This window comes from Mucilaginibacter pankratovii (genome assembly GCF_014773265.1).
Taxonomy (GTDB): domain Bacteria; phylum Bacteroidota; class Bacteroidia; order Sphingobacteriales; family Sphingobacteriaceae; genus Mucilaginibacter; species Mucilaginibacter pankratovii.
In genome coordinates this window covers 416718-436398 of sequence record NZ_JACWMY010000001.1, presented here as the reverse complement: position 1 = coordinate 436398, position 19681 = coordinate 416718, and the positions used below count along the sequence as shown (strand labels likewise).

General features: G+C 45.4%; 19 protein-coding genes. 11 read left to right on the top strand and 8 right to left on the bottom strand.

Annotated features, from left to right (window positions below; all coding sequences use genetic code 11):
* The first annotated feature begins 127 nt into the window (after nt 1-127).
* The 5 genes from IDJ77_RS01625 to IDJ77_RS01605 all read left to right on the top strand — a co-directional run bounded on the left by IDJ77_RS01625 (nt 128) and on the right by IDJ77_RS01605 (nt 6307).
* Nucleotides 128-2368, top strand: coding sequence for a S41 family peptidase (locus IDJ77_RS01625; protein ID WP_191187178.1), 2241 nt, complete (start codon nt 128-130; stop codon nt 2366-2368).
* A 293-nt stretch (nt 2369-2661) separates the two neighbouring features.
* Nucleotides 2662-2940, top strand: coding sequence for a 30S ribosomal protein S15 (rpsO, locus tag IDJ77_RS01620; protein ID WP_191187177.1), 279 nt, complete (start codon nt 2662-2664; stop codon nt 2938-2940).
* A gap of 226 nt (nt 2941-3166) precedes the next feature.
* A complete protein-coding gene (pnp, locus tag IDJ77_RS01615) occupies nt 3167-5293 on the top strand; it encodes a polyribonucleotide nucleotidyltransferase (RefSeq protein ID WP_191187176.1) in 2127 nt (708 codons plus the stop codon).
* A 158-nt stretch (nt 5294-5451) separates the two neighbouring features.
* Nucleotides 5452-5721, top strand: coding sequence for a hypothetical protein (locus IDJ77_RS01610; RefSeq protein WP_191187175.1), 270 nt, complete (start codon nt 5452-5454; stop codon nt 5719-5721).
* 103 nt (nt 5722-5824) lie between these two features.
* Nucleotides 5825-6307, top strand: a complete 483-nt coding sequence (locus IDJ77_RS01605; protein ID WP_191187174.1) for a hypothetical protein — start codon at nt 5825-5827, stop codon at nt 6305-6307.
* On the opposite strand, the gene IDJ77_RS01600 is transcribed toward IDJ77_RS01605, so the two are convergent.
* The 3 genes from IDJ77_RS01600 to IDJ77_RS01590 are packed head-to-tail and all read right to left on the bottom strand — an operon-like array spanning nt 6308 to nt 8759.
* On the bottom strand, nt 6308-6946 hold the full coding sequence (locus IDJ77_RS01600; protein WP_191187173.1) for a uridine kinase family protein: 639 nt from the start codon (nt 6944-6946) through the stop codon (nt 6308-6310).
* A complete protein-coding gene (locus IDJ77_RS01595) occupies nt 6939-7982 on the bottom strand; it encodes a DPBB and LysM peptidoglycan-binding domain-containing protein (protein WP_191187172.1) in 1044 nt (347 codons plus the stop codon). The genes IDJ77_RS01600 and IDJ77_RS01595 overlap by 8 nt, the downstream gene beginning before the upstream one ends.
* A 21-nt stretch (nt 7983-8003) precedes the next feature.
* On the bottom strand, nt 8004-8759 hold the full coding sequence (locus IDJ77_RS01590) for a DUF4905 domain-containing protein (RefSeq protein WP_191187171.1): 756 nt from the start codon (nt 8757-8759) through the stop codon (nt 8004-8006).
* A gap of 98 nt (nt 8760-8857) precedes the next feature.
* Here IDJ77_RS01590 and IDJ77_RS01585 point away from each other — a divergent pair, with 98 nt between their 5' ends.
* On the top strand, nt 8858-9337 hold the full coding sequence (locus IDJ77_RS01585) for a Dps family protein (protein WP_191187426.1): 480 nt from the start codon (nt 8858-8860) through the stop codon (nt 9335-9337).
* 102 nt (nt 9338-9439) lie between these two features.
* On the opposite strand, the gene IDJ77_RS01580 is transcribed toward IDJ77_RS01585, so the two are convergent.
* From IDJ77_RS01580 to IDJ77_RS01570, 3 genes are all read right to left on the bottom strand, one after another.
* Nucleotides 9440-10045: a hypothetical protein gene (locus IDJ77_RS01580; RefSeq protein WP_191187170.1), complete on the bottom strand. Its 606-nt coding sequence runs from the start codon at nt 10043-10045 to the stop codon at nt 9440-9442.
* 132 nt (nt 10046-10177) lie between these two features.
* Complete coding sequence (locus tag IDJ77_RS01575; protein WP_191187169.1) at nt 10178-11665, bottom strand: OmpP1/FadL family transporter; 1488 nt, start codon at nt 11663-11665, stop codon at nt 10178-10180.
* A gap of 24 nt (nt 11666-11689) precedes the next feature.
* Nucleotides 11690-12652 carry a hypothetical protein gene (locus IDJ77_RS01570; RefSeq protein WP_191187168.1) on the bottom strand — a complete coding sequence of 321 codons (963 nt, stop codon included), beginning with the start codon at nt 12650-12652 and terminating at the stop codon, nt 11690-11692.
* A 107-nt stretch (nt 12653-12759) separates the two neighbouring features.
* Between IDJ77_RS01570 and proS the strand changes: the two genes are divergently transcribed.
* From proS to IDJ77_RS01555, 3 genes are all read left to right on the top strand, one after another.
* Nucleotides 12760-14232: a proline--tRNA ligase gene (gene proS, locus IDJ77_RS01565; RefSeq protein ID WP_191187167.1), complete on the top strand. Its 1473-nt coding sequence runs from the start codon at nt 12760-12762 to the stop codon at nt 14230-14232.
* Nucleotides 14233-14297: 65 nt separating this feature from the next.
* Nucleotides 14298-15458 (top strand): cystathionine gamma-synthase, encoded by a 1161-nt coding sequence (locus tag IDJ77_RS01560; RefSeq protein WP_262892784.1) that lies wholly within the window; start codon nt 14298-14300, stop codon nt 15456-15458.
* Nucleotides 15459-15569: 111 nt separating this feature from the next.
* Nucleotides 15570-16424 carry a TIGR02757 family protein gene (locus tag IDJ77_RS01555; RefSeq protein ID WP_191187165.1) on the top strand — a complete coding sequence of 285 codons (855 nt, stop codon included), beginning with the start codon at nt 15570-15572 and terminating at the stop codon, nt 16422-16424.
* On the opposite strand, the gene IDJ77_RS01550 is transcribed toward IDJ77_RS01555, so the two are convergent.
* A complete protein-coding gene (locus IDJ77_RS01550) occupies nt 16421-17323 on the bottom strand; it encodes an NAD(P)/FAD-dependent oxidoreductase (protein WP_191187164.1) in 903 nt (300 codons plus the stop codon). The two genes, IDJ77_RS01555 and IDJ77_RS01550, sit on opposite strands and share 4 nt — an antisense overlap.
* Before the next feature lie 72 nt (nt 17324-17395).
* On the opposite strand from IDJ77_RS01550, the gene IDJ77_RS01545 reads away from it, so the two are divergent.
* On the top strand, nt 17396-17641 hold the full coding sequence (locus IDJ77_RS01545) for a hypothetical protein (protein WP_191187163.1): 246 nt from the start codon (nt 17396-17398) through the stop codon (nt 17639-17641).
* Between the two features lie 5 nt (nt 17642-17646).
* Nucleotides 17647-18033 carry a DUF5655 domain-containing protein gene (locus IDJ77_RS01540; protein ID WP_191187162.1) on the top strand — a complete coding sequence of 129 codons (387 nt, stop codon included), beginning with the start codon at nt 17647-17649 and terminating at the stop codon, nt 18031-18033.
* 58 nt (nt 18034-18091) lie between these two features.
* On the opposite strand, the gene IDJ77_RS01535 is transcribed toward IDJ77_RS01540, so the two are convergent.
* Entirely contained in the window at nt 18092-19639 is a 1548-nt protein-coding gene (locus tag IDJ77_RS01535) for a DUF4394 domain-containing protein (protein ID WP_191187161.1), read from the bottom strand.
* Between the last annotated feature and the right edge of the window lie 42 nt (nt 19640-19681).

Sequence of the window (19681 nt, the reverse complement as noted above, 5' to 3'; positions counted from 1 at the left end):
AAAAGTTAGAAGTCAAAAGTAAAAAGTAAAAACGAGGTTTTTGTTTTAGTTGCATCACTGCAATATTAAAACAAATAAAAACCCGTTAATATCATCATAATAAAATCACGCTACCTAACCCGCCTTTATGAAACGTTTCTCGCCTCTTTGGCTAATTCTCGGCTTACTAAGCTGCAGGCCTGCCATTTCTCAAACCCAATTTAATGGTGATTTAGAAACGCTGAGCGCCGACAGGTTGAAACCGGTTGGGTGGATCACCTATTTTCAGCCCGAACAGTTAAAAGCGTACCCTGTAAAAGTAGACAGCGTTGTAAAGCAGCAGGGGAAATACGCCGTATCTATTGAGAAAACTGGCGAGACGGCCGATTTTGGTGTGATAGACTATGTTATCCCCAAAACATTTAAGGGCAATAAAGTAGAGCTGAGAGGATATGTTAAAACCGAAAACGTAACCGCCGGCTATGCCGGCTTATGGCTTCGTGTGGATGGCAGCCAGGCTTTTGATAATATGCAGGACAGGGGAATAACCGGCACTACCGACTGGAAAGAATATGTGATTGAATTGCCATACGATGAAACTAAAGCCGTAAACATACACCTGGGCGGATTGCTGGTGGGAAAGGGGAAAATGTGGGTTGACAATTTCCGGCTGTTTATCGACGGACAGCCCGTACAGCAGGCAAAAGCAATAGAAAGAGAGATGGCAAAAGCAGAACGAGATACCGCTTTTAACAAAGGATCAAAAATAGATACGGTACTGTTAGGGAAACAGCAAATAAGCAATTTAACAATGCTTGGGCAGGTATGGGGTTTTATAAAGTATCATCATCCAAATGTTGCCAAAGGCGATGTAAATATGGATGCCGAATTATTCAGGGTGATGCCTGCTGTTTTAAAAGCCGGTAACAATGATGAATTAAGCGCGGCGCTTGCAAACTGGCTTAAAGGCCTCGGGCCTGTGCCAAAATGCTCTACTTGTGTGCCGTATAAAGGCAATAATATTAAACTGTCACCTGATTACGGGCAGTTATTTAATGGTAAGGTATTAAGCAAAACCTTAACGGGTGAATTAAGTAATATGTTGAATAACCAAGCAATTGCCAAAAACTATTATGTGAGCCTGGCGCCAGGCGTTGGCAACCCTGTTTTTACAAACGAAATGGCCTACAGCGCTATGAAATATCCCGATGCCGGCTACAGGCTGCTCAGCTTATACAGGTATTGGAGCATGATACAATACTACTTTCCGTACAAACACCTTATTGCAGAGAACTGGAACGATGTATTGGTAGACTGCATGCCGAAATTTGTTCGATCGGCGAATGCGACGGAATATACGTTGAATACGCTCGCCCTGATCGCGCGCGTGCACGATACCCATGCCAATATATGGGGTAGCAACCGGGTGCTAAATGATTATAAGGGTAAAAATGCGGTCCCTTTTAAGGCCAAGTTTGTGGAGGAGCAGTTGGTGGTAACAGGTTATTATAACGATACTTTAAACGTTAAAGAACTGGTAAAGCCGGGGGATATGATCACCGCGATAAACGGTAAACCGGTAACCGAACTGATAAAAAAGTACCTGCCTTATACGCCAGCATCTAATTACGCTGCGCAATTACGGGATTTGCCTTTAGCCTTTTTATTGCGGAGTAGTAGAGACAAGCTTACACTTAACCTGCAGCGCGACGGTAAGCAATTTACGGCTATAATTAATATGCTGCCAATGGCTAAGATAAATTACGCCGCAGATTACGACCCCAACCCGAAAGGAAAAGGTTTTTATTTAATGGATAAAAACATAGGGTACCTATACCCGGGTAAGTATCATAATAAAGACCTTGATGCTATCAAGGCCCTGTTTGAGCAAACCAGAGGTATCATTGTGGATATGCGTTGTTACCCTTCGGAATTTATGCCTTACACTTTTGGGCCGTATATAAAAACCAATAATACTCCATTTGTGAAATTCTCCACGGGCAGTATTAGCCGGCCAGGTTTGTTTGTTATAGGCGAACCAATAGCTATACCGCCGGCACCCTCCGGTGTGTATAAAGGTAAAATTGTGGTTATTGTTAATGAAACATCGCAAAGCCAGGCAGAATACACCACCATGTGTTTCCAAAGCTCGCCAAATGTTACGGTAATAGGCAGCACAACAGCCGGAGCCGATGGCAATGTTTCTTCCATAGCGCTGCCCGGCGGAATTTCTACCATGATATCGGGGATAGGCGTTTATTATCCTGATGGTGCAGAAACGCAGAGGAAAGGTGTAAAAATAGATGTTCTCATAAAACCAACCATTGCAGGCATAAAAGCGGGCAGAGATGAATTGCTTGATAGGGCAAAGGATATATTGTTAAAATAGTTCCTGTCCCCGCAGGGTCTCTTTGAAAAAGGACCCTGCGGCACCGTTGAGCAAAACCGTGGGACCAATATCACGGCTGAATGTCCCGCCGCCGCAGGATCCTCTATCAAGAGACCCTGCGGAGACGAAAACCTCATCAAAACCAGTTCCTTAACCCTGCAATTTTACAACCTTAAAACATTACAACCACTTCCCGATAAACATTTCAAACCACCCCTTGTACATATAAAAGCTTAACCGTATCTTTGCGCCACAATTAATAGAATTTTAAACGCTTTAATATTATTTACGTAATGTATTTAAGTAACGAAGCAAAGGCAGAGATCTTTGCAAAACATGGTAAGAGTGCCGCCGACACAGGTACAACCGAAGGACAGGTAGCATTATTTACTTACCGCATAGCGCATTTAACTGGTCACCTTAAGAAAAACAAACACGATTTTTCTACCCAGTTATCGCTTCAAAAATTAGTAGGTAAACGCCGCGGATTGCTGGCATACCTGTTCAAAAAAGATATCAACAGGTATCGTGCTATCATCAAGGCCTTGGCGCTGAGGGATATCATTAAGTAATCCTCCTGAATATTTTTCAAAAAGCCGTCCGCATTGTGCAGGATGGCTTTTTTACTTTTTGAAACCATTATTTGCTGCCCCTTATAAACCTATAAAACCAGCCAAAATGCTTCAAATTCCGGATGAAAACCGGTAAAAACATACGCATCGAAACATTATTATACACACACACATAAAAAAACCGGGGTGCTCCTGAAGATGAAAAGTGCCCCACAACACAAACAAGATGAGTTTAAACGTAATTAAAAAGGTAATTGATTTAGGTGACGGCCGCACCATTGAGATCGAAACCGGTAAACTGGCTAAACAAGCTGATGGCTCTGTAGTGATTAAGATGGGTGATACCATGTTATTAGCTACCGTAGTATCATCACGAGAAGCAAAAGAGGGCATTGATTTCTTACCTCTTTCTGTAGACTACCAAGAGAAATACGCTTCCACCGGCCGTATCCCGGGTGGTTTTTTACGCCGCGAGGCACGTTTGTCAGACTACGAGGTTTTGATCTCCCGTTTGGTTGACCGTGCATTGCGCCCTATGTTCCCAGAAGATTATCACGCTGATACACAAGTGATGATCTCTCTGATTTCGGCCGACAAAGACATTATGCCGGATGCACTGGCAGGTTTAGCGGCTTCTGCAGCATTAGCTGTTTCTGATATCCCTTTCAACGGGCCGATATCTGAAGTGCGTGTTGCTAAAGTTGATGGCCAACTGGTGATCAACCCAACCCTTACCCAGTTAAAAACTGCAACCCTTGAGTTTATTGTAGCAGGTAACCAGCACGACATCAACATGGTGGAAGGCGAAAGTGCCGAGATACAGGAAGCTGAACTGGTTGAAGCAATTAAGTTTGCACACACTGCCATTAAAATTCAGTGTTTAGCGCAAATTGAACTTGCTGAAGAAGTTGGTAAAACCGTTAAACGTACCTACAGCCACGAGCATAGCAACGAAGATCTGAAGCAAGCGATCTACGAAGCTACTTACCAGCAGGTATATGATATCGCATCTTCTGCATCTGCAAAAGATGAGCGTTCTGCAAAATTTAAAGAAGTACGTGATGCTTACATCGCTACTTTAGGCGAAATTGACGATATCACCAAATCACTTGCCAAAAAATACTACCACGATGTGGAATATGATGCCATCCGTAACCTTGTTTTGGATGAAGGCAAACGTTTAGACGGTCGCCATACCAAACAAATTCGCCCTATCTGGAGCGAAATTAGTTACCTGCCATCTGCACACGGTTCTGCTGTGTTCACCCGTGGCGAAACCCAGGCATTAACCACCGTTACCTTAGGCGCTAAGGACGATGAGCAAATGATAGATGGTGCTTTCATCAACGGTTATCAAAAATTCCTGTTGCACTACAATTTCCCTGGTTTTTCTACCGGTGAGGTTCGCCCTAACAGAGGTGCAGGCCGCCGCGAGATAGGTCACGGTAACTTGGCTATGCGTTCGTTGAAACGTGTGTTACCACACGAAGATGAGAACCCATATACTATCCGTATCGTTTCTGATATCCTTGAGTCTAACGGTTCTTCATCAATGGCTACGGTTTGCGCCGGTACATTGGCTTTGATGGATGCAGGTATTAAGATCACCAACCCGGTATCAGGTATCGCGATGGGATTGATCACCAACGAAATGGGTACCAAATATGCTATCCTTTCTGATATCCTTGGCGATGAGGATCACTTAGGTGATATGGACTTTAAAGTAACGGGAACCAAAAACGGTATTGTTGCTGTACAGATGGACCTGAAAATTAATGGTCTTTCTTACGAAGTGCTTACTAACGCTTTAGACCAGGCAAAAGAAGGCCGTTTACATATCCTTGGCGAAATGGCAAAAACCATTACCGCGCCACGCGAAGATTACAAACCACACGCTCCACGTATCGTTACCATTAAAATCGACAAAGAATTTATTGGTGCGGTTATCGGGCCCGGTGGCAAGATCATCCAGGAAATGCAACGTGAGACTGGTGCTACCATCTCTATCGAAGAGAAAGACAACCAGGGTATTGTACAGGTATTTGCCGATAACAAGGCTTCTATCGACGCCGCTTTAACCCGTATCCGCAACATCGCTTCTAAACCGGAAGTTGGCGAGATCTACGAAGGTAAAGTAAAATCAATAATGCCGTTTGGTGCATTTGTTGAAATTATGCCGGGTAAAGATGGCTTGTTACATATATCAGAAATTGATCACCGCAGGATAGAGACCATGGATGGGATCTTTAATGTAGGCGATGAAGTACGTGTGAAACTGCTCGACGTTGATAAGCAAGGTAAACTGAAACTTTCGCGCAAAGTTTTGTTGCCAAGGCCAGATTCAAACAAATAATCTTCTTGATTTATACGCAAAACCCTCCCAAAAAGAGGGTTTTGCTATTTAATTTAAAATTTTTGATAAAAAATCAAAACAAAATGCAAACCTTAGTGGTTACTTAGGCTTAAGTAAAGATATATTGAGAAACATTTAGCCGGATCCTTGTTTTGCAAATGACATCTACCACCAACGATCCTTTAGGTTTTCTGAATAATTCGCGGGGTATGGGCGATGGGCAAAACACCGATCTCATCCAGCAATTATTGTACGAAATTATAAGGGTTAAAGAGCTTATTACCTATTACGATTCTATCCCAAACGGGGCAGGGCAGCTTGGTTCTTCAATTTTGAACGAACTGGTTACCGAAGCCTACAATTCCCTCGTAAATTACGATACCGTTTTAATGAAGAAATACTACGAACTGTTGCTTAACTGCGATTAGTACTTTAATATACAGCAACCTCTTAAAAATTCCCTACCTTTCACTACATTGTACTTCGAAATAATATTGAAGTATGTCGCTGCGGTGTTTTTACAAGTATTTATTGATTTCCATTGTAACCATCTGTTTTGGATGCGCTACAAAACATATCTCTTCTGAGGCCGCTGAGAAATTAACTGAATTTACCGTTCCGAAATGTTTGCCGATGAAACTTGACCGCACTATAATACGAGATAAAGAATATAAATTATTGATTCCCCTGGGACTGCAATCTGTAGAGCGTACTACAAGCTGGTTTTTTAAACATCAATTAATGTTTAAGGATAGTGAAAGTGTTGTAATTCTGTACTTGCCGGAAAAGCTACGCAGGCCTGCAATGCGATTTAATCTTTCCAACGAAAAATTCAAACAATTAATTGACGAGGAAGATATTAAAGAAGAACTGGAAGATTTTCAGCCACTAAAAAGCAGGAGATTCGGAATTAGGAAAATCGGCGAACCCGCCATTTATATAATCTATCTAAACGTAAGGCCGGCAAATATAGCCGCCTTCAATTCCGCTATAAGTAGCCTCTCGTATAACTAATTACTTCCCTAATATCCGTTCCCGCAATTCCTGCGAAATTTCATCCGTTACCCTAAAGATATCATCTGCAACTGTGCCGTTGTTGATAATCACCTTGGCGCACTTGTCGCGGTGGGGCAGCAGGTACTCTTTATAAGACGGTACCACATGGTTTACCCATTTATAATAAGCGTCTTCATTAGAGTAACCGCGTTCGGCCAGGTCGCGTTTTAGGCGGCGACGGAGGGCTATCTCTTCATCGGCTTCGATGAAGATGGTCATGTCGAGGTCGTTTGCTATTTTTTGGAAGTGGAGGATGAACAAGCCTTCCACGATAATAATAGGGGCAGGCTTTATCTCCAATATCCTGGGGACGATATCGGGATTGTTAAAGGTGTATTCCTTTTGGTAAACAGTTTCCCAGCGCATCAGCTTGCTGATATCGCTCTCGAACAGGTCGGCGTCAATGGTGCTCGGCAGATCGAAGTTGTAGAGCTTATTTTCCTCCTTGGTCATGTTATGCGCCACGGGGATATAATAATCATCCTGCGATACCAGGCATACTTCTTCGGGTGTAAAATGCGCTAAAAAGGACTTCAAAAAAAAGGTCTTGCCACTTCCGCTTCCGCCGGCAACACCAATTACATAAGGTTTATTCATTAGGAGTACCGTAGCTAATAGTTACATGGAAACGTTTATCAATAGCGCCAATAGTTTCGGCAACGTTTTTGGTCATCACGATCATTACCCCCTGGGTAGATTGATTGTCAGTAAAGCGACCAACTACTTTGGCAAAGGTGCTTTTACCCGTCATAGGGTTGGTGATCCGCATTACGGTACCAATAGGGGCGGTACGGTGCAGTATCAGTTTTTTATTCGGGTCGAGGCTGGCATCGTCTATCCAGGTGGCCACGCCCTTTTCATTTTTTTCAAATAAGCCGTATTTACTGGCTCCCGCGCGTTTATCGGCCAATGAATCTGCCGGAGATGCCACATAAGTGCTGTCGCGTTTGGCAAGCGCGGTATCAACAGGGTGCGCAACTGGGGGCGGAGGCGGTGGTGTAGCAGGCACACCCGAGCGGATGGTTAAAACCTGGCCCGGTACAATGGTTGATGTAAGTTTATTGGTTGCGGTGATATCATCTACCGTAGTGCCAAAGCGCTTGGCTATAGAGTAAAGGGTTTCGCCTGCGCCAACTTTATATTGTTGTACAGTAATGCCGCTTACATTGCTATTGGCAACTTCCTGGGCTGTTTTCTGCTCTATCTTTTGCTCTGCCGGTTTTACAGCAGGCGGAGTAGTTGTTGCCACTTGCTGGCTTACTACCGGCGTGTTAACCGGTGGTGTGGTAGTTACCGGTTGCTGTACCACTGGTTTGGTTTGCGGCTGCTGCGCTGGCGTAGCAGTTACTACAGCAGATGCAGGCGCGTCGCCGCTAAAAGGGCGCTCGGTAGGTACTTTTATTACTTTGCCAATTTGCATACTGGCGTTGCTGTTAAACTCGATAATAGCTTTGGGGCTAACGCCATATTTGCGGCCAATGGAGTAGTAATTATCTTTCGGATCCAGCTTGTGGAGGATCACTTTCTTGCCGTTCAGGTTCTCCACACCAATGGAGTCAACCAGCGGGCGGGCAAACAGTGATGCCGAAAGTGTGAGGAATATGGTGGATACTAACAGGATCTTTAACTTCATAATCAATTATTATACAGTATTTTAGAGGGGTAATACGATAATTTCTGTTTTATTTTTAATGTAAACCAGGGCATTTTTATGTAATACAAACGCCTCGGGTTGTAATTTTTGTATACCGCTGTTCAATAAATCGGTATACAACACTTCTATACCGGCCATAATATAGATATGCTGTTGCAGCACACCGTTTTTTAACGCGTGCAAAGATACAATTCTATAATTATTGTGATTAAGGTAATGCACTATATTTCCAAAAGGCACAGGTAACGTTCCCGGAACAAATTGGTTTGCAGATGTTATTGCAGGTATGACTATACTATTGGGCAAAGGTTTATCCGCCGCCTGGTAGCCGCGCTGCACCTGCCCGGTTTTTATATCGGCCATCAGTAATTTTTTAGGCTGGAGGCTGGTGTTATAAACCACCGGTCCGTTAATGCTAAGGTGATCGAAAGCGTTGCTGTAGTTGCTCCAAAGCGCTGCCGAGGTACATGCATCGATAGCGATGATACCTTTGTGCTCGGGACCGCTTTCGTGCTTGTAGTAGTGTAGCAGGGCAACGCCATCGTAAACAGCTTCGATACCCGTAAGCCAGCGTTCATCGGTTTTAAAGCCTTCGAAATAAATTTTGCCGGTGTTTAGGCTAAGGGAGACAAAACTTACCTGCTTATCGGTTTCGTTGCGGATCTCTGCCACCATTGTATCGGTAAGCTCGTCTATCTCCATCCGCCAGATAGTGCCTCCGAAATTATGGCTGAGTAATGGTTGCAAAATTGTCATTTATGCTGCAAATATGGGCAATTATATCAAATGTGCTTACCTTTATAAACAATGCCGCTAAAGGCATGTTATCCACCAAAACATATACACAATACACTATGGACGCTAAAGAGATCAGCTTAGAAGAAAAAAAGGTAAAACCGGTTGTAGACCACCTGAACGACCTGTTAGCTAATTACCACATCCACTACCAAAAATTACGTGGCTGCCACTGGAACGTTAAAGGCCAAAGTTTTTTTACCCTGCACGTAAAATTCGAAGAACTTTACACGGCTGCGCTAACCACTATCGATGAACTGGCCGAACGCATCCTTACCCTGGGCAAACCGCCATACAGTACCTTTAAGGATTACATTAGCCAGTCAACTTTAAAAGAAATAAACACGATAGGCCTGCTGGATACCGATATGGTAAAGGCGATCATCGAAGATATGGCAGCCCTGATAGAAATGGAGCGCGAGATATTAGAGATAACCGACAAAGCCGGCGACGATGGCACCAACGATATGGTGAACCGCTTTATGCAATTCAAAGAAAAGAACACCTGGATGTTGAGGTCTTTCGTAAATGAAGATTAATTGATTTCGGATTTCGGATGTTCGATTTCGGAGTTGTTTTTTATTTTAAACTATAAAGGCGATGAATTTTTCATCGCCTTTATAGTTTTCTCCGTCCCTGCATTAGTCCAAGTCAGGAAGTAATTTAGCCGTTAAATAATAATTGTATAAATCTTCAGACAACACAAACTTGTCTTTTAGTAAATGGATAGTTTTTAAATCAAACTCGTCTGAGTCGTAGTCGTGCAGGTAATCATATTCACAAAAATTTAAACTGCCGTCCACATTGTAATGGAATTTACAATAGCCAGTACTACTCTCATCCTCGTAGTGACCTAAATACTTAGAAGTTCTGTCGTAAAGCGGAAGATTTGTTTCGATGTTAATCTCTTCAAAACATATGACTTTGTTATTGGCCAGCCACAAGATATTATATTTATATTTGAGTATGTTCTCGACATAGCTATCGTCATGTACTACACGGTAAGGGCCATATTCTTCAATCGTACGAATCCCGAAAGAAACATTTAAAGGAGAGAGGAGTGCTCGAATTTCTTCATTAGATTCTTCCTCTTTATAATAATTAACCGTTAGTAATTTGTGCCCGTCGAAACTATCTTCCCGTTTAACCATGCCATTTGGGAGGGTATAAATTTTTGTATAATCCCCTAATGATAGCGCTTGTTTTTGGGGAATTGGAGTGCCCATGTTTTCATATCTAATTTTCATCTTATAACTATAAGAAAACTTAAACAATCGAGGCGATGAAATTTCATCGCCTCGATTGTTTAAAAACTGTGTGTGTAAATCTCTGAGAATCTCTGTGGTTCAATTAGCCACTACATGTCTCAAATCTCACATCTAAAACCTATATCCCAAAGTTAAATACCCGTTATCCAGGGTTCTGTTTAATAAGGCACCCGGGCTTGCACTGCCAACCTCGTAAGGATATACGGTTTGGCTGCCGGTTGCGTGGGTGTAAGTAGCATCAAGGTAGTAAGCACCAAAACGCAGGCCTACGCCGCCGCTAACGGTTTTAATGTCGCTTGCGTTATCATCACGGCGGGCTTTACCTTGTATGCCGTAACCACCGCGCAGTAAAAAGAAACTGGCGATCCTTGCTTCGGCACCAACATGGTAGTTAACCGCCGATTGGTACAGGCTGCGGATAGCAGGGTTATCATCCTTGTCGGCATTAAAATTCTCATCGCTGCTGATATGGGTAGAACTGTAATCTATATATTCAATATCACCGGTGATAAAACCGAATGATTTGATAAATATAGATGCACCACCCGAAAATTTCCATGGCGTGCGCATGTTGTAGGTTAACGAGTAGTTTTGCGGGCCATCTTCAAACCGACTGCCATTGCTAATGCTTGTTGCAAGGCTTTCGTTGTAAGAATCGTCTATGGTGTAATAAGTGGGCGTGTTAATTACTGCACCTAAACGCACCGCGTCAACCGGTTTAAAAATAGCACCTATTCGGCCGCTAAAGCCTGATCCGCGGGTGTTTTGGTCCTGCGTAAACTTGGAGCTGTAATCGCGGGTTACCGCAACAGGTGTAGGGCTTCCTTCTAATACAGATAATGCCCCGTCCTCATAAAAATTACTTAGCGAGTTAAAGCGCACATCGGTAAAGCTTACGCCCAAACCAATGTAAAACTTATTGCTGTAATTGGCGCCGAATGCAAAATCTAAAGCCGACTGGCCGCCTGTGCGGGTAATGATGCTCTGCTGATCTACACCGGGGAAAGCGTTGCTTTTATAATTAGGGTTGGCATTTGTGCCGTAGTTGTCTATCAGGTTATGGTCGTATGCGTTACCGGCCAGGGTACCTATGTCGATACCAAATTGATTCGCCTGGCTGGCGTAATAATCGTTAATGGAATTTGTACCGTTACTGCCCGCGTAGTTAATGTTCTCGTAAAAATTATTGGTACGGCTGTAACCACCGCCATAATTAAAACTCAGCCAACCTTTGCTTCTGTCGGTGCCTTTTGGGCGGTTTAGTTGCTGGTATATTACAAAAGCGGCATGGTTTAAATTACCGGATGATTTGGTATCCGTACCGTGCGTGCTCTGGTAGGTAGAATTTACTTTAATGTTGTTATATTCCGGTGTTAGGCTCAGTTCAGATTTGGTAAAAAAACCAAGGCCGGCAGGGTTACCGCTTATCGAGCTAAGATCGCCGCCGATGGCTGTACCCGCGTTACCAACTGCTTTAATACGTGCTGTAGAGCCGGTTTGCGCGCCAGAAAACCGTACGGCATCCTGCGAATATTGGGCAAAACTATTTTTAGTGACCGCTACTATAGCGATCACACTGAGTAGATATTTTATTTTCATAAACTTTAGGTGTGTAAAAATGAATTATGGTCTTGTTGGCCTGCCGCCACCACCGCCGCCGCCGCTTGATCCGCTGCTGCTACCGCCACCGCCACTATTAGATGGAGGCGGAGAATAAGATGGTTGCCTGTCGGGCGTACGATCCTGGGTTGCCGGCCTTTGTTGTGGCTGCCTTTGAGGCTGGTAACTTTGGCCGCCTTCGCCACGCGCTACCCTGGTTGGGCGTGTATTGCTGTAACCGCCGTTACTATAACCGCCTGTACCGTTAGGGCGTACACTACCGCCGTTGCTGCCACCCCTGTTTGGCCTGTTAGGGTAATAACCAATACCATTATTTGCGGTACCTGTGTAGCCTATGCCATTACGGCCGCCTACACCAACACCACGCGGGCTGCCATTACCCCTGTTTGGGCGCGGCGTACCGTAAGTGCTGTTTGCCGATATTACACCCCAGTAGGGGCCACCGTAACCATAACCTGTACCATAATAAGAATATGGCGAATAACCATAACCACCATAGCCGTAATAGCCACCGTACCCATAGCCGCCATAACCACCCCAGCCGTACCCAGCATAAGGCGAAAATGCGCCATAGCCATAACCAATTCCGCCGTAAAAGCCGTTGTAACCACCGTAACCGTAGCCAAGGCCTATGCTAAAACCGTAATTGCCGTAATTGTATGGGCTGTAAGCACCGTAGTAACTATCGTAATAGCTAAAAGGAGAATAATAGTTAAAGCGGTTGATGCGCGATGAGTAATCGTCGTAATAGTAATAATCGTCATCACCTTCTTCCTGGTAGGCCACGTCTTCGTCCTGGCGATATACGGGTTTTGGTGCAACGTATTCAGGTGCTTCGCCGGCTGTAGCCTGCGAAAAATAAACGTCGTCGCTATTTTTTGAGGTGGATGCGGTTTTGTTTACGGAGCAGGAACTCAGCGCCATGGCGCCGATCATTGTGATTCCTAAGAGTAGGTTCCTTTTCATTTTTGCAGAGAGTATAAAGTTCGAGTTCAAATAAACGTATAAATTTATAAATTTGGCGGTTAGTAATATTAATTATAAAGTCAAATTCTATTCCAATAAATCAGTATATGAGCAAAGGTGTTATTAGTAAAGACGAAGATTATTCGCAATGGTTTAACGACTTAATAATTAAATCTGACATGGCAGAATATTCGCCAGTTAGAGGGTGTATGATCATTAAGCCTTACGGCTATTCTATATGGGAAAAGATACAGGCCCAGCTCGATAAAATGTTTAAAGAGACGGGGCATCAAAACGCTTATTTCCCACTGCTTATACCAAAATCTTTCTTCTCTAAGGAAGCCAGCCACGTGGAGGGTTTCGCTAAAGAATGTGCTGTAGTAACACACTACAGGCTAAAGAACGATGGAAACGGCAATATTGTTGTGGATGAGGAAGCAAAACTGGAGGAAGAATTAATTATCCGCCCAACATCAGAAACCATCATCTGGAACACCTACCGCGGCTGGATCCAAAGCTACCGCGATCTGCCTATTTTGGTGAACCAATGGGCCAACGTAATGCGCTGGGAAATGCGCACCCGTTTGTTCCTGCGCACCAGCGAATTTTTATGGCAGGAGGGCCACACCGCTCACGCAACCGCCGAAGAAGCTGTAGCAGAAACGGAACAAATGCTGGATGTTTACGCCGAATTTGCCGAAAATTGGATGGCACTGCCGGTGGTAAAAGGCCGTAAAACCGCCAACGAACGCTTCGCCGGCGCGCTGGATACTTATTGTATTGAAGCTTTGATGCAGGATGGCAAAGCCCTGCAGGCAGGTACCTCGCACTTTTTGGGGCAGAATTTTGCTAAGGCATTTGATGTAAAATTCACCACCCGGGATAATAAACAGGATTTTGTTTGGGCAACCTCATGGGGCGTTTCAACCCGTTTGATAGGTGCGCTGATCATGGCCCACTCGGATGATGCCGGATTGGTGCTGCCTCCGAAACTGGCGCCGATACAGGTGGTTATTGTGCCGATTTACAAACACCCCGAAGAATTGGATGCCATTACCGAATACGTAAAAGGCTTGACCAAAGAACTGCGCAGTAAAGATGTTACGGTGAAATTTGATAACCGCGATACCCATCGCCCGGGCGCAAAGTTTGCTGAGTACGAGTTAAAAGGCGTACCATTGCGCGTAGCTATTGGCAGCCGCGATATGCAGAACGGCACTGTGGAGCTTGCCCGCCGCGATACCAAAACCAAGGAAACCGTGCAACAGGACGGCCTGGCAGCGCATATTACAGCATTGCTGGAAGAAATTCAAACGAATATCTACACCAAGGCCTCAGCCTTCCGTGCGGAGAACACTACCGAGGTAGATACCTACGAAGAGTTTAAACGCATGCTGGATGAGCAGCCTGGGTTTATATCGGCCCATTGGGATGGCACATCAGAAACCGAACAAAAAATAAAAGATGAAACTAAGGCTACAATCCGTTGTATACCTTTGAACAATAAGCAGGAAGAAGGCAAATGCATCCTCACGGGGAATCCGTCTACACAAAGGGTGCTTTTTGCACGGGCATATTAGGGAGTTCATAGTTCATGGTTGATAGTTCATAGTAACAAATCGGCTAAAACCATGAACTATGATCTATGAACCATCAACTAACGCACATGAAATTCGCAACAAAAGCAATACACGCAGGGCAGGAGCCCGATCCAACTACAGGCGCTATCATGACGCCGATATACCAAACCTCTACCTACTGGCAAAAAACGCCGGGGGATAATAAGGGGTACGAGTATTCGCGCGGTACCAACCCAACCCGCAAGGCGCTGGAAGATTGCTTAGCGGCTTTGGAAAACGCAAAATACGGACTGGCATTCTCCAGCGGCATGGGCGCAACCGATGCCGTAATGAAGCTGCTGGCACCAGGCGACGAAGTAATTACCGGCAACGACCTCTATGGCGGTTCGTACCGCATCTTTACCAAGATCTTCGCTAACTACGGCATCAAGTTCCATTTCCTGGACCTGAGCAACCCGGAGATCATTAACGAATACATCAACGATAAAACAAAACTCATCTGGATAGAGACGCCTACCAACCCAACTATGCAGGTGGTGGATATCGAGGCTATCGGGAAGATCAGTAAGGCAAATGACCTGCTGTTTGTGGTAGATAATACCTTCGCTTCGCCATACCTACAAAACCCGATAGATCTAGGCGCTGATGTGGTAATGCATTCGGTTACCAAATACATCGGTGGCCACAGCGACGTGGTAATGGGTGCCCTGATGCTGAACGACGAAGAGCTTTACAAGAAGCTATGGTTCATCTACAACGCCTGTGGTGCCACTCCCGGGCCTATGGACAGCTTCCTGGTGCTGCGCGGCATTAAAACCCTGCACCTGCGTATGAAAGCGCATTGCGAGAACGGCCGCGCGGTGGCTGAGTTTTTAAAGGATCACCCAAGGGTAGAGAAGATCTACTGGCCGGGTTTCCCCGATTCGCCGAACCATGAGGTTGCCAAAAAGCAAATGCGCGATTTTGGCGGCATGATCTCCATCGTTTTAAAAGATGCCGACCTGCAGGAAACCTTCCGCATTGCCGGCTCCTTTAAAGTATTCTCCCTTGCCGAGTCATTGGGCGGCGTAGAATCACTTATCAATCACCCGGTAAGCATGACGCACGGCAGCATCCCCAAAGCCGAGCGCGACAAAGCCGGCGTGGTAGATAACCTGCTGCGCTTAAGCGTAGGGGTAGAGGATATTGAGGATCTGCTGGAAGATTTGAAACAGGCGCTGGCTTAAAATATATTACCACCGCGTCATTGCGAGGTACGAAGCAATCTCTAAGCTTTGCATCACGGCCCTGCTTATCGGGAGATTGCTTCGTACCTCGCAATGACGCTTTGAGATAAGATGAACGATAACCTCAAAGCTTTCCTCGACGCTAAAGTATCTCAATACAACCGCCCGGAATTCATTGCAAACGACCCGGTAAGCATCCCGCATATGTTCACAAAAAAGCAGGATATCGAGATCATGGGTTTTTGGGCAGCAACGCTGGCCTGGGGGCAGCGGGTTACCATCATCAATAAATGCAAAGAACTCATCACCCTGATGGATGGCGCCCCCTACGACTTTATTATCAATCACGAAGAGCCTGATTTAAAGAAGCTGCTGCATTTTAAGCACCGAACGTTTAATGATATCGATACGCTGTACTTTATTTCGTTCTTCAGGCATCATTATGAACACTTCGAGAGTTTGGAAGATGCATTCGTGCAGCCCCCCGGCCCCCTGAAGGGGGAGCAGGAGTTGTACGGTAGCAAGTCAAAAGCTTCCCCTTCAGGGGACGGGAGGGGCTCTGCGGAATGGGCTTTGGATCATTTTCGTTCGTACTTCATGTCCCTGCCCGATTTCCCAAACCGTACCAAAAAACACGTATCCTCGCCATCGCAAAAATCAACCTGCAAGCGCCTGTGCATGTTTCTGCGCTGGATGGTGCGGAAGGATGAACAAGGCGTGGATTTCGGGATCTGGAACCGCATCAGTCCGGCAGACCTGATTTGCCCCTGCGATCTGCATGTAGATCGCGTGGCCCGCAAACTCAAACTCATTACCCGCAAACAAACCGACTGGCAAACGGCCCTCGAACTCACCCAAAATCTCCGCGAATTCGACCCGCTGGACCCCGTGAAATATGATTTCGCCCTGTTTGGATTAGGGATAGAGGAACGCTGGGGGATAGAAGGAATATTGCCGGAGTTTTAAAAATCCTCGTTGATCATCTGGTGATTGATCATCGCACCCGCCCGGTTACCCGCAGCGATAGCTATCGATAGTGAACGGAACATAGTCGTATTATCGCCCGCAGCAAACACGCCGTTTACGGTTGTTGCCTGCATCTCATCTATTTTAATAAAGCCATGTTCGGTTAACGCGCAGCCCAAACTTTGAGGTAATTCGCAGGTTTGCCGGAATGGAAACTTGGCGTACATGGCGTTTATGGCAAGGCCGCTGCCATCTGCAAATGCAACATTGCTGATATAACCGTCCTGATGATTGACCTTTGTAACCGGCGTTTCATTAACACTGATGTTGTGCCCGGCAAGCGCAGTAATTTGCTCGCTGGTAAGCTGAGACGGTCCGTTGGTAAGCAGGGTAAGTTCTTTAGTCCAATTATTAATGATCTTGGCAAACTCAAAACCAACCTCGCCCGATGCAAAAATTGCCGTAGGCTGGTTGCGCACCTCGTAACCATGGCAATAGGGGCAATGCAAAACCGAGATTCCCCAACTTTGCTCAATGCCTGGAATGGCGGGCATTACATCCACTATGCCCGTGGCAAATAGCAACTTACGAGAGGTGTTACTTTCGCCTTTATCGGTCTCTATAACAAACAGCCCATCGTTTTCACGGGCAGCCGTTGCCGTTCCGTTGTAAAAATGCACGTTTGGATATTGCATCACCTGTTTCCTGGCTTTCGCACTGATGGTTGCTGGTGTTTCGCCATCGTTCGTAATAAAATTGTGTGCGTGCGGTGTTTGCCTGTTGCAGGGCTGCCCGGCATCTATCACTAAAACATTGCGCAATGCCCTCCCCAAAGCCATTGCTGCGGAAAGGCCGGCATAGCTACCACCAATAATTATTACATCAAAATCTGCTTTCATAGCGGCAAATGTAAACAAGTAATCCACAAATGCAACATTGTTGCTTTTGTGGAAATTGATTATGATTTTAATATGATGAAACGAGCCGACGCTATCGTTAAGGGAAGGAAATTCTTTTTTCCCAACGGATGCTTTGAGCAAAAAACTATATTTGTTTTAAATGGTGATTGTATGGAAGACGAAATGCTAAATGAGATTATTTCTGAGGAGCAACTCCAACTGCTATTGAAGCGAAAGCAGGAGTTTATTGATGGGACAACCCCGGCCCGCGATTGGGCGGAGATTGAAAAAGAACTGGATAAACGTTACAATTCCTAAAATGTATGCCCGTTTTCACATCCACACCCGGCGACGAACTCCAGCTATCTGCCTTTCTCGCAGGTAAATCGGCACATACTTTAATGCTGTTCCATCATTTTATTGCGGAGTTTAATAAGATAGGCAACATAAAAGTGGAGACCACTAAAACAATGATAGGCATTTCCAACAACCGGCACCGTATTGCCTGGGTAACGCAGTTGGGTAAGAATTTTATCCATATCGTGTTCCCGTTTAAGCAGGAGTACCCGGATAATCTTTGTTTTCAAAAGGTAGGGCAGGTGCCAGGCCAGCAGCAATACAATCACCATTTCAGGATGCTGAATATGGAGGATGTGAATGAGGAAGTGCTTGGGTTTATGAAGCTGGCGTATCACGACGAAATAAAATAAACAAACAAAAAACGCCCGGTGTAGTGCCGGGCGTTTTTTGTTTAATGGTGTCGGATTATTAAAATCCTAACCCTATTGTAAAGGCGGTTACGTTGCCGGTTAACGTTGCGCCGGCTGTTGCAGCGCCCGTCATGAGGTTAATGGTGTAAACTTTGGTTACACCACCAACGGTTAGCAGGGCATAAGCCGTGCCGCTGGTGCTGCCAATATCAAAACCGTTGGCTATGCTTGCGGTAACGCCGAGAGCGCCAACATCTACCAGGGTGCCGCTATTTGGCGGATCTTGTTTAACCAACCTGCCGACCGCTGCATCAATATCATACAAAACGGTAGCTGTTGCCCCTGCAAAGTTGTTGGTATATGCAGATGCACTTACCGATGAGGTGATTGGATTAATAGCGCCGTCGATAGCTGCTACAGCCCCATCATTCGGGTTCAGTCGTAGGTTTTGGCCCAAGTTGCTCACCACGCGGATCCTATCCACCGTAGGGTTAAAATCAAAACCGAAATCGGTACCTAACAAAGGAGTAGTTAAAGTACCTGTACCTACCTGTGTAGCTAAGCCCGATGATGCATTAAGCGTATATAACCTGCTGGTGCTTCCCAGGGCGTATAGCTGGCCGTTCACAGGGCGCATATCTATACCCAAAATAGTCTCTCCGGCCTGCAGGCCGCCAATGGCTTTTAGCACAGGGGCGGGGCTTGCCGGGTTAAAAATAGCCAGCTCTGTATTGACAGTAACCGCATAAGCAACCGGCTCGGTTGGTATGGCAAAACCGATGATGGTAGCGGGTAAACTGTTTTTAACAAGTACTGCCTTGCCGGTAGCCAGGTCAATAGTGTATAACCCCTGTTTGCTGGCCACTGTTAATATAGCCAAGGCCTTGCTGCCATCCGGGCTAATGTCAAAGCCACCTGTAGCTTCGGCATTTACGCTTAAAGCGCCAACTTCAACCAGTTTGCCATCGTTTGGCGGATCTTGTTTGTAAAGTTTATCGTTGTTCAGGTCAATGTCGTACAAAATAGTGCTTGCAGCACCTGCACGGTTTTGTGTGTACGCTGCAGCGCTTACGCCCGGCGCTAAGGTAGAGCCGTTAATGTTGGCATCGGTTGCTGCAACAGTTCCGGTTTCGGGATTAAGGCGCAGGTTTTGGCCATTGTAACCCACGTAACGGATCCTGTCAACCGTGGGGTTAAAATCGAACCCGGCACCATAAATAGAGGTAGTAATGGCAGGTGTAAAAGCGGTGGCGCTTACGGCCCTCGCTACGCCCGTGGTAGTATTAATAATATACAGGCGACTGGTGCTCCCCACAGCATAAAGCTGCCCGGTAGCGGGCCTGAAATCCATCCCTAAGATGGTTTCGCCGGTTTGCAGCCCGGTGATGGGTGCTGTTGCAACAATTGCAGATACGTCTTTCGCGTTGAGCGTAAGTAAGCGGTTATCTGATGTAAGAGCAAAGAAATTTACATCCGGGCCGTCGGTTTCTTCGATAGTAACAGGAGTTGGGAACGGTCCGGTATCGTTTTTACAGGATGATGCGAATATTAATAAAGCTGCAGCGCATACGATGCCCAGCTTAACAGGAAGGTTAAATGTTTTCATAATAGATTTTTATTTACAGTAAATGTTGTCGGTTGCCTTTAA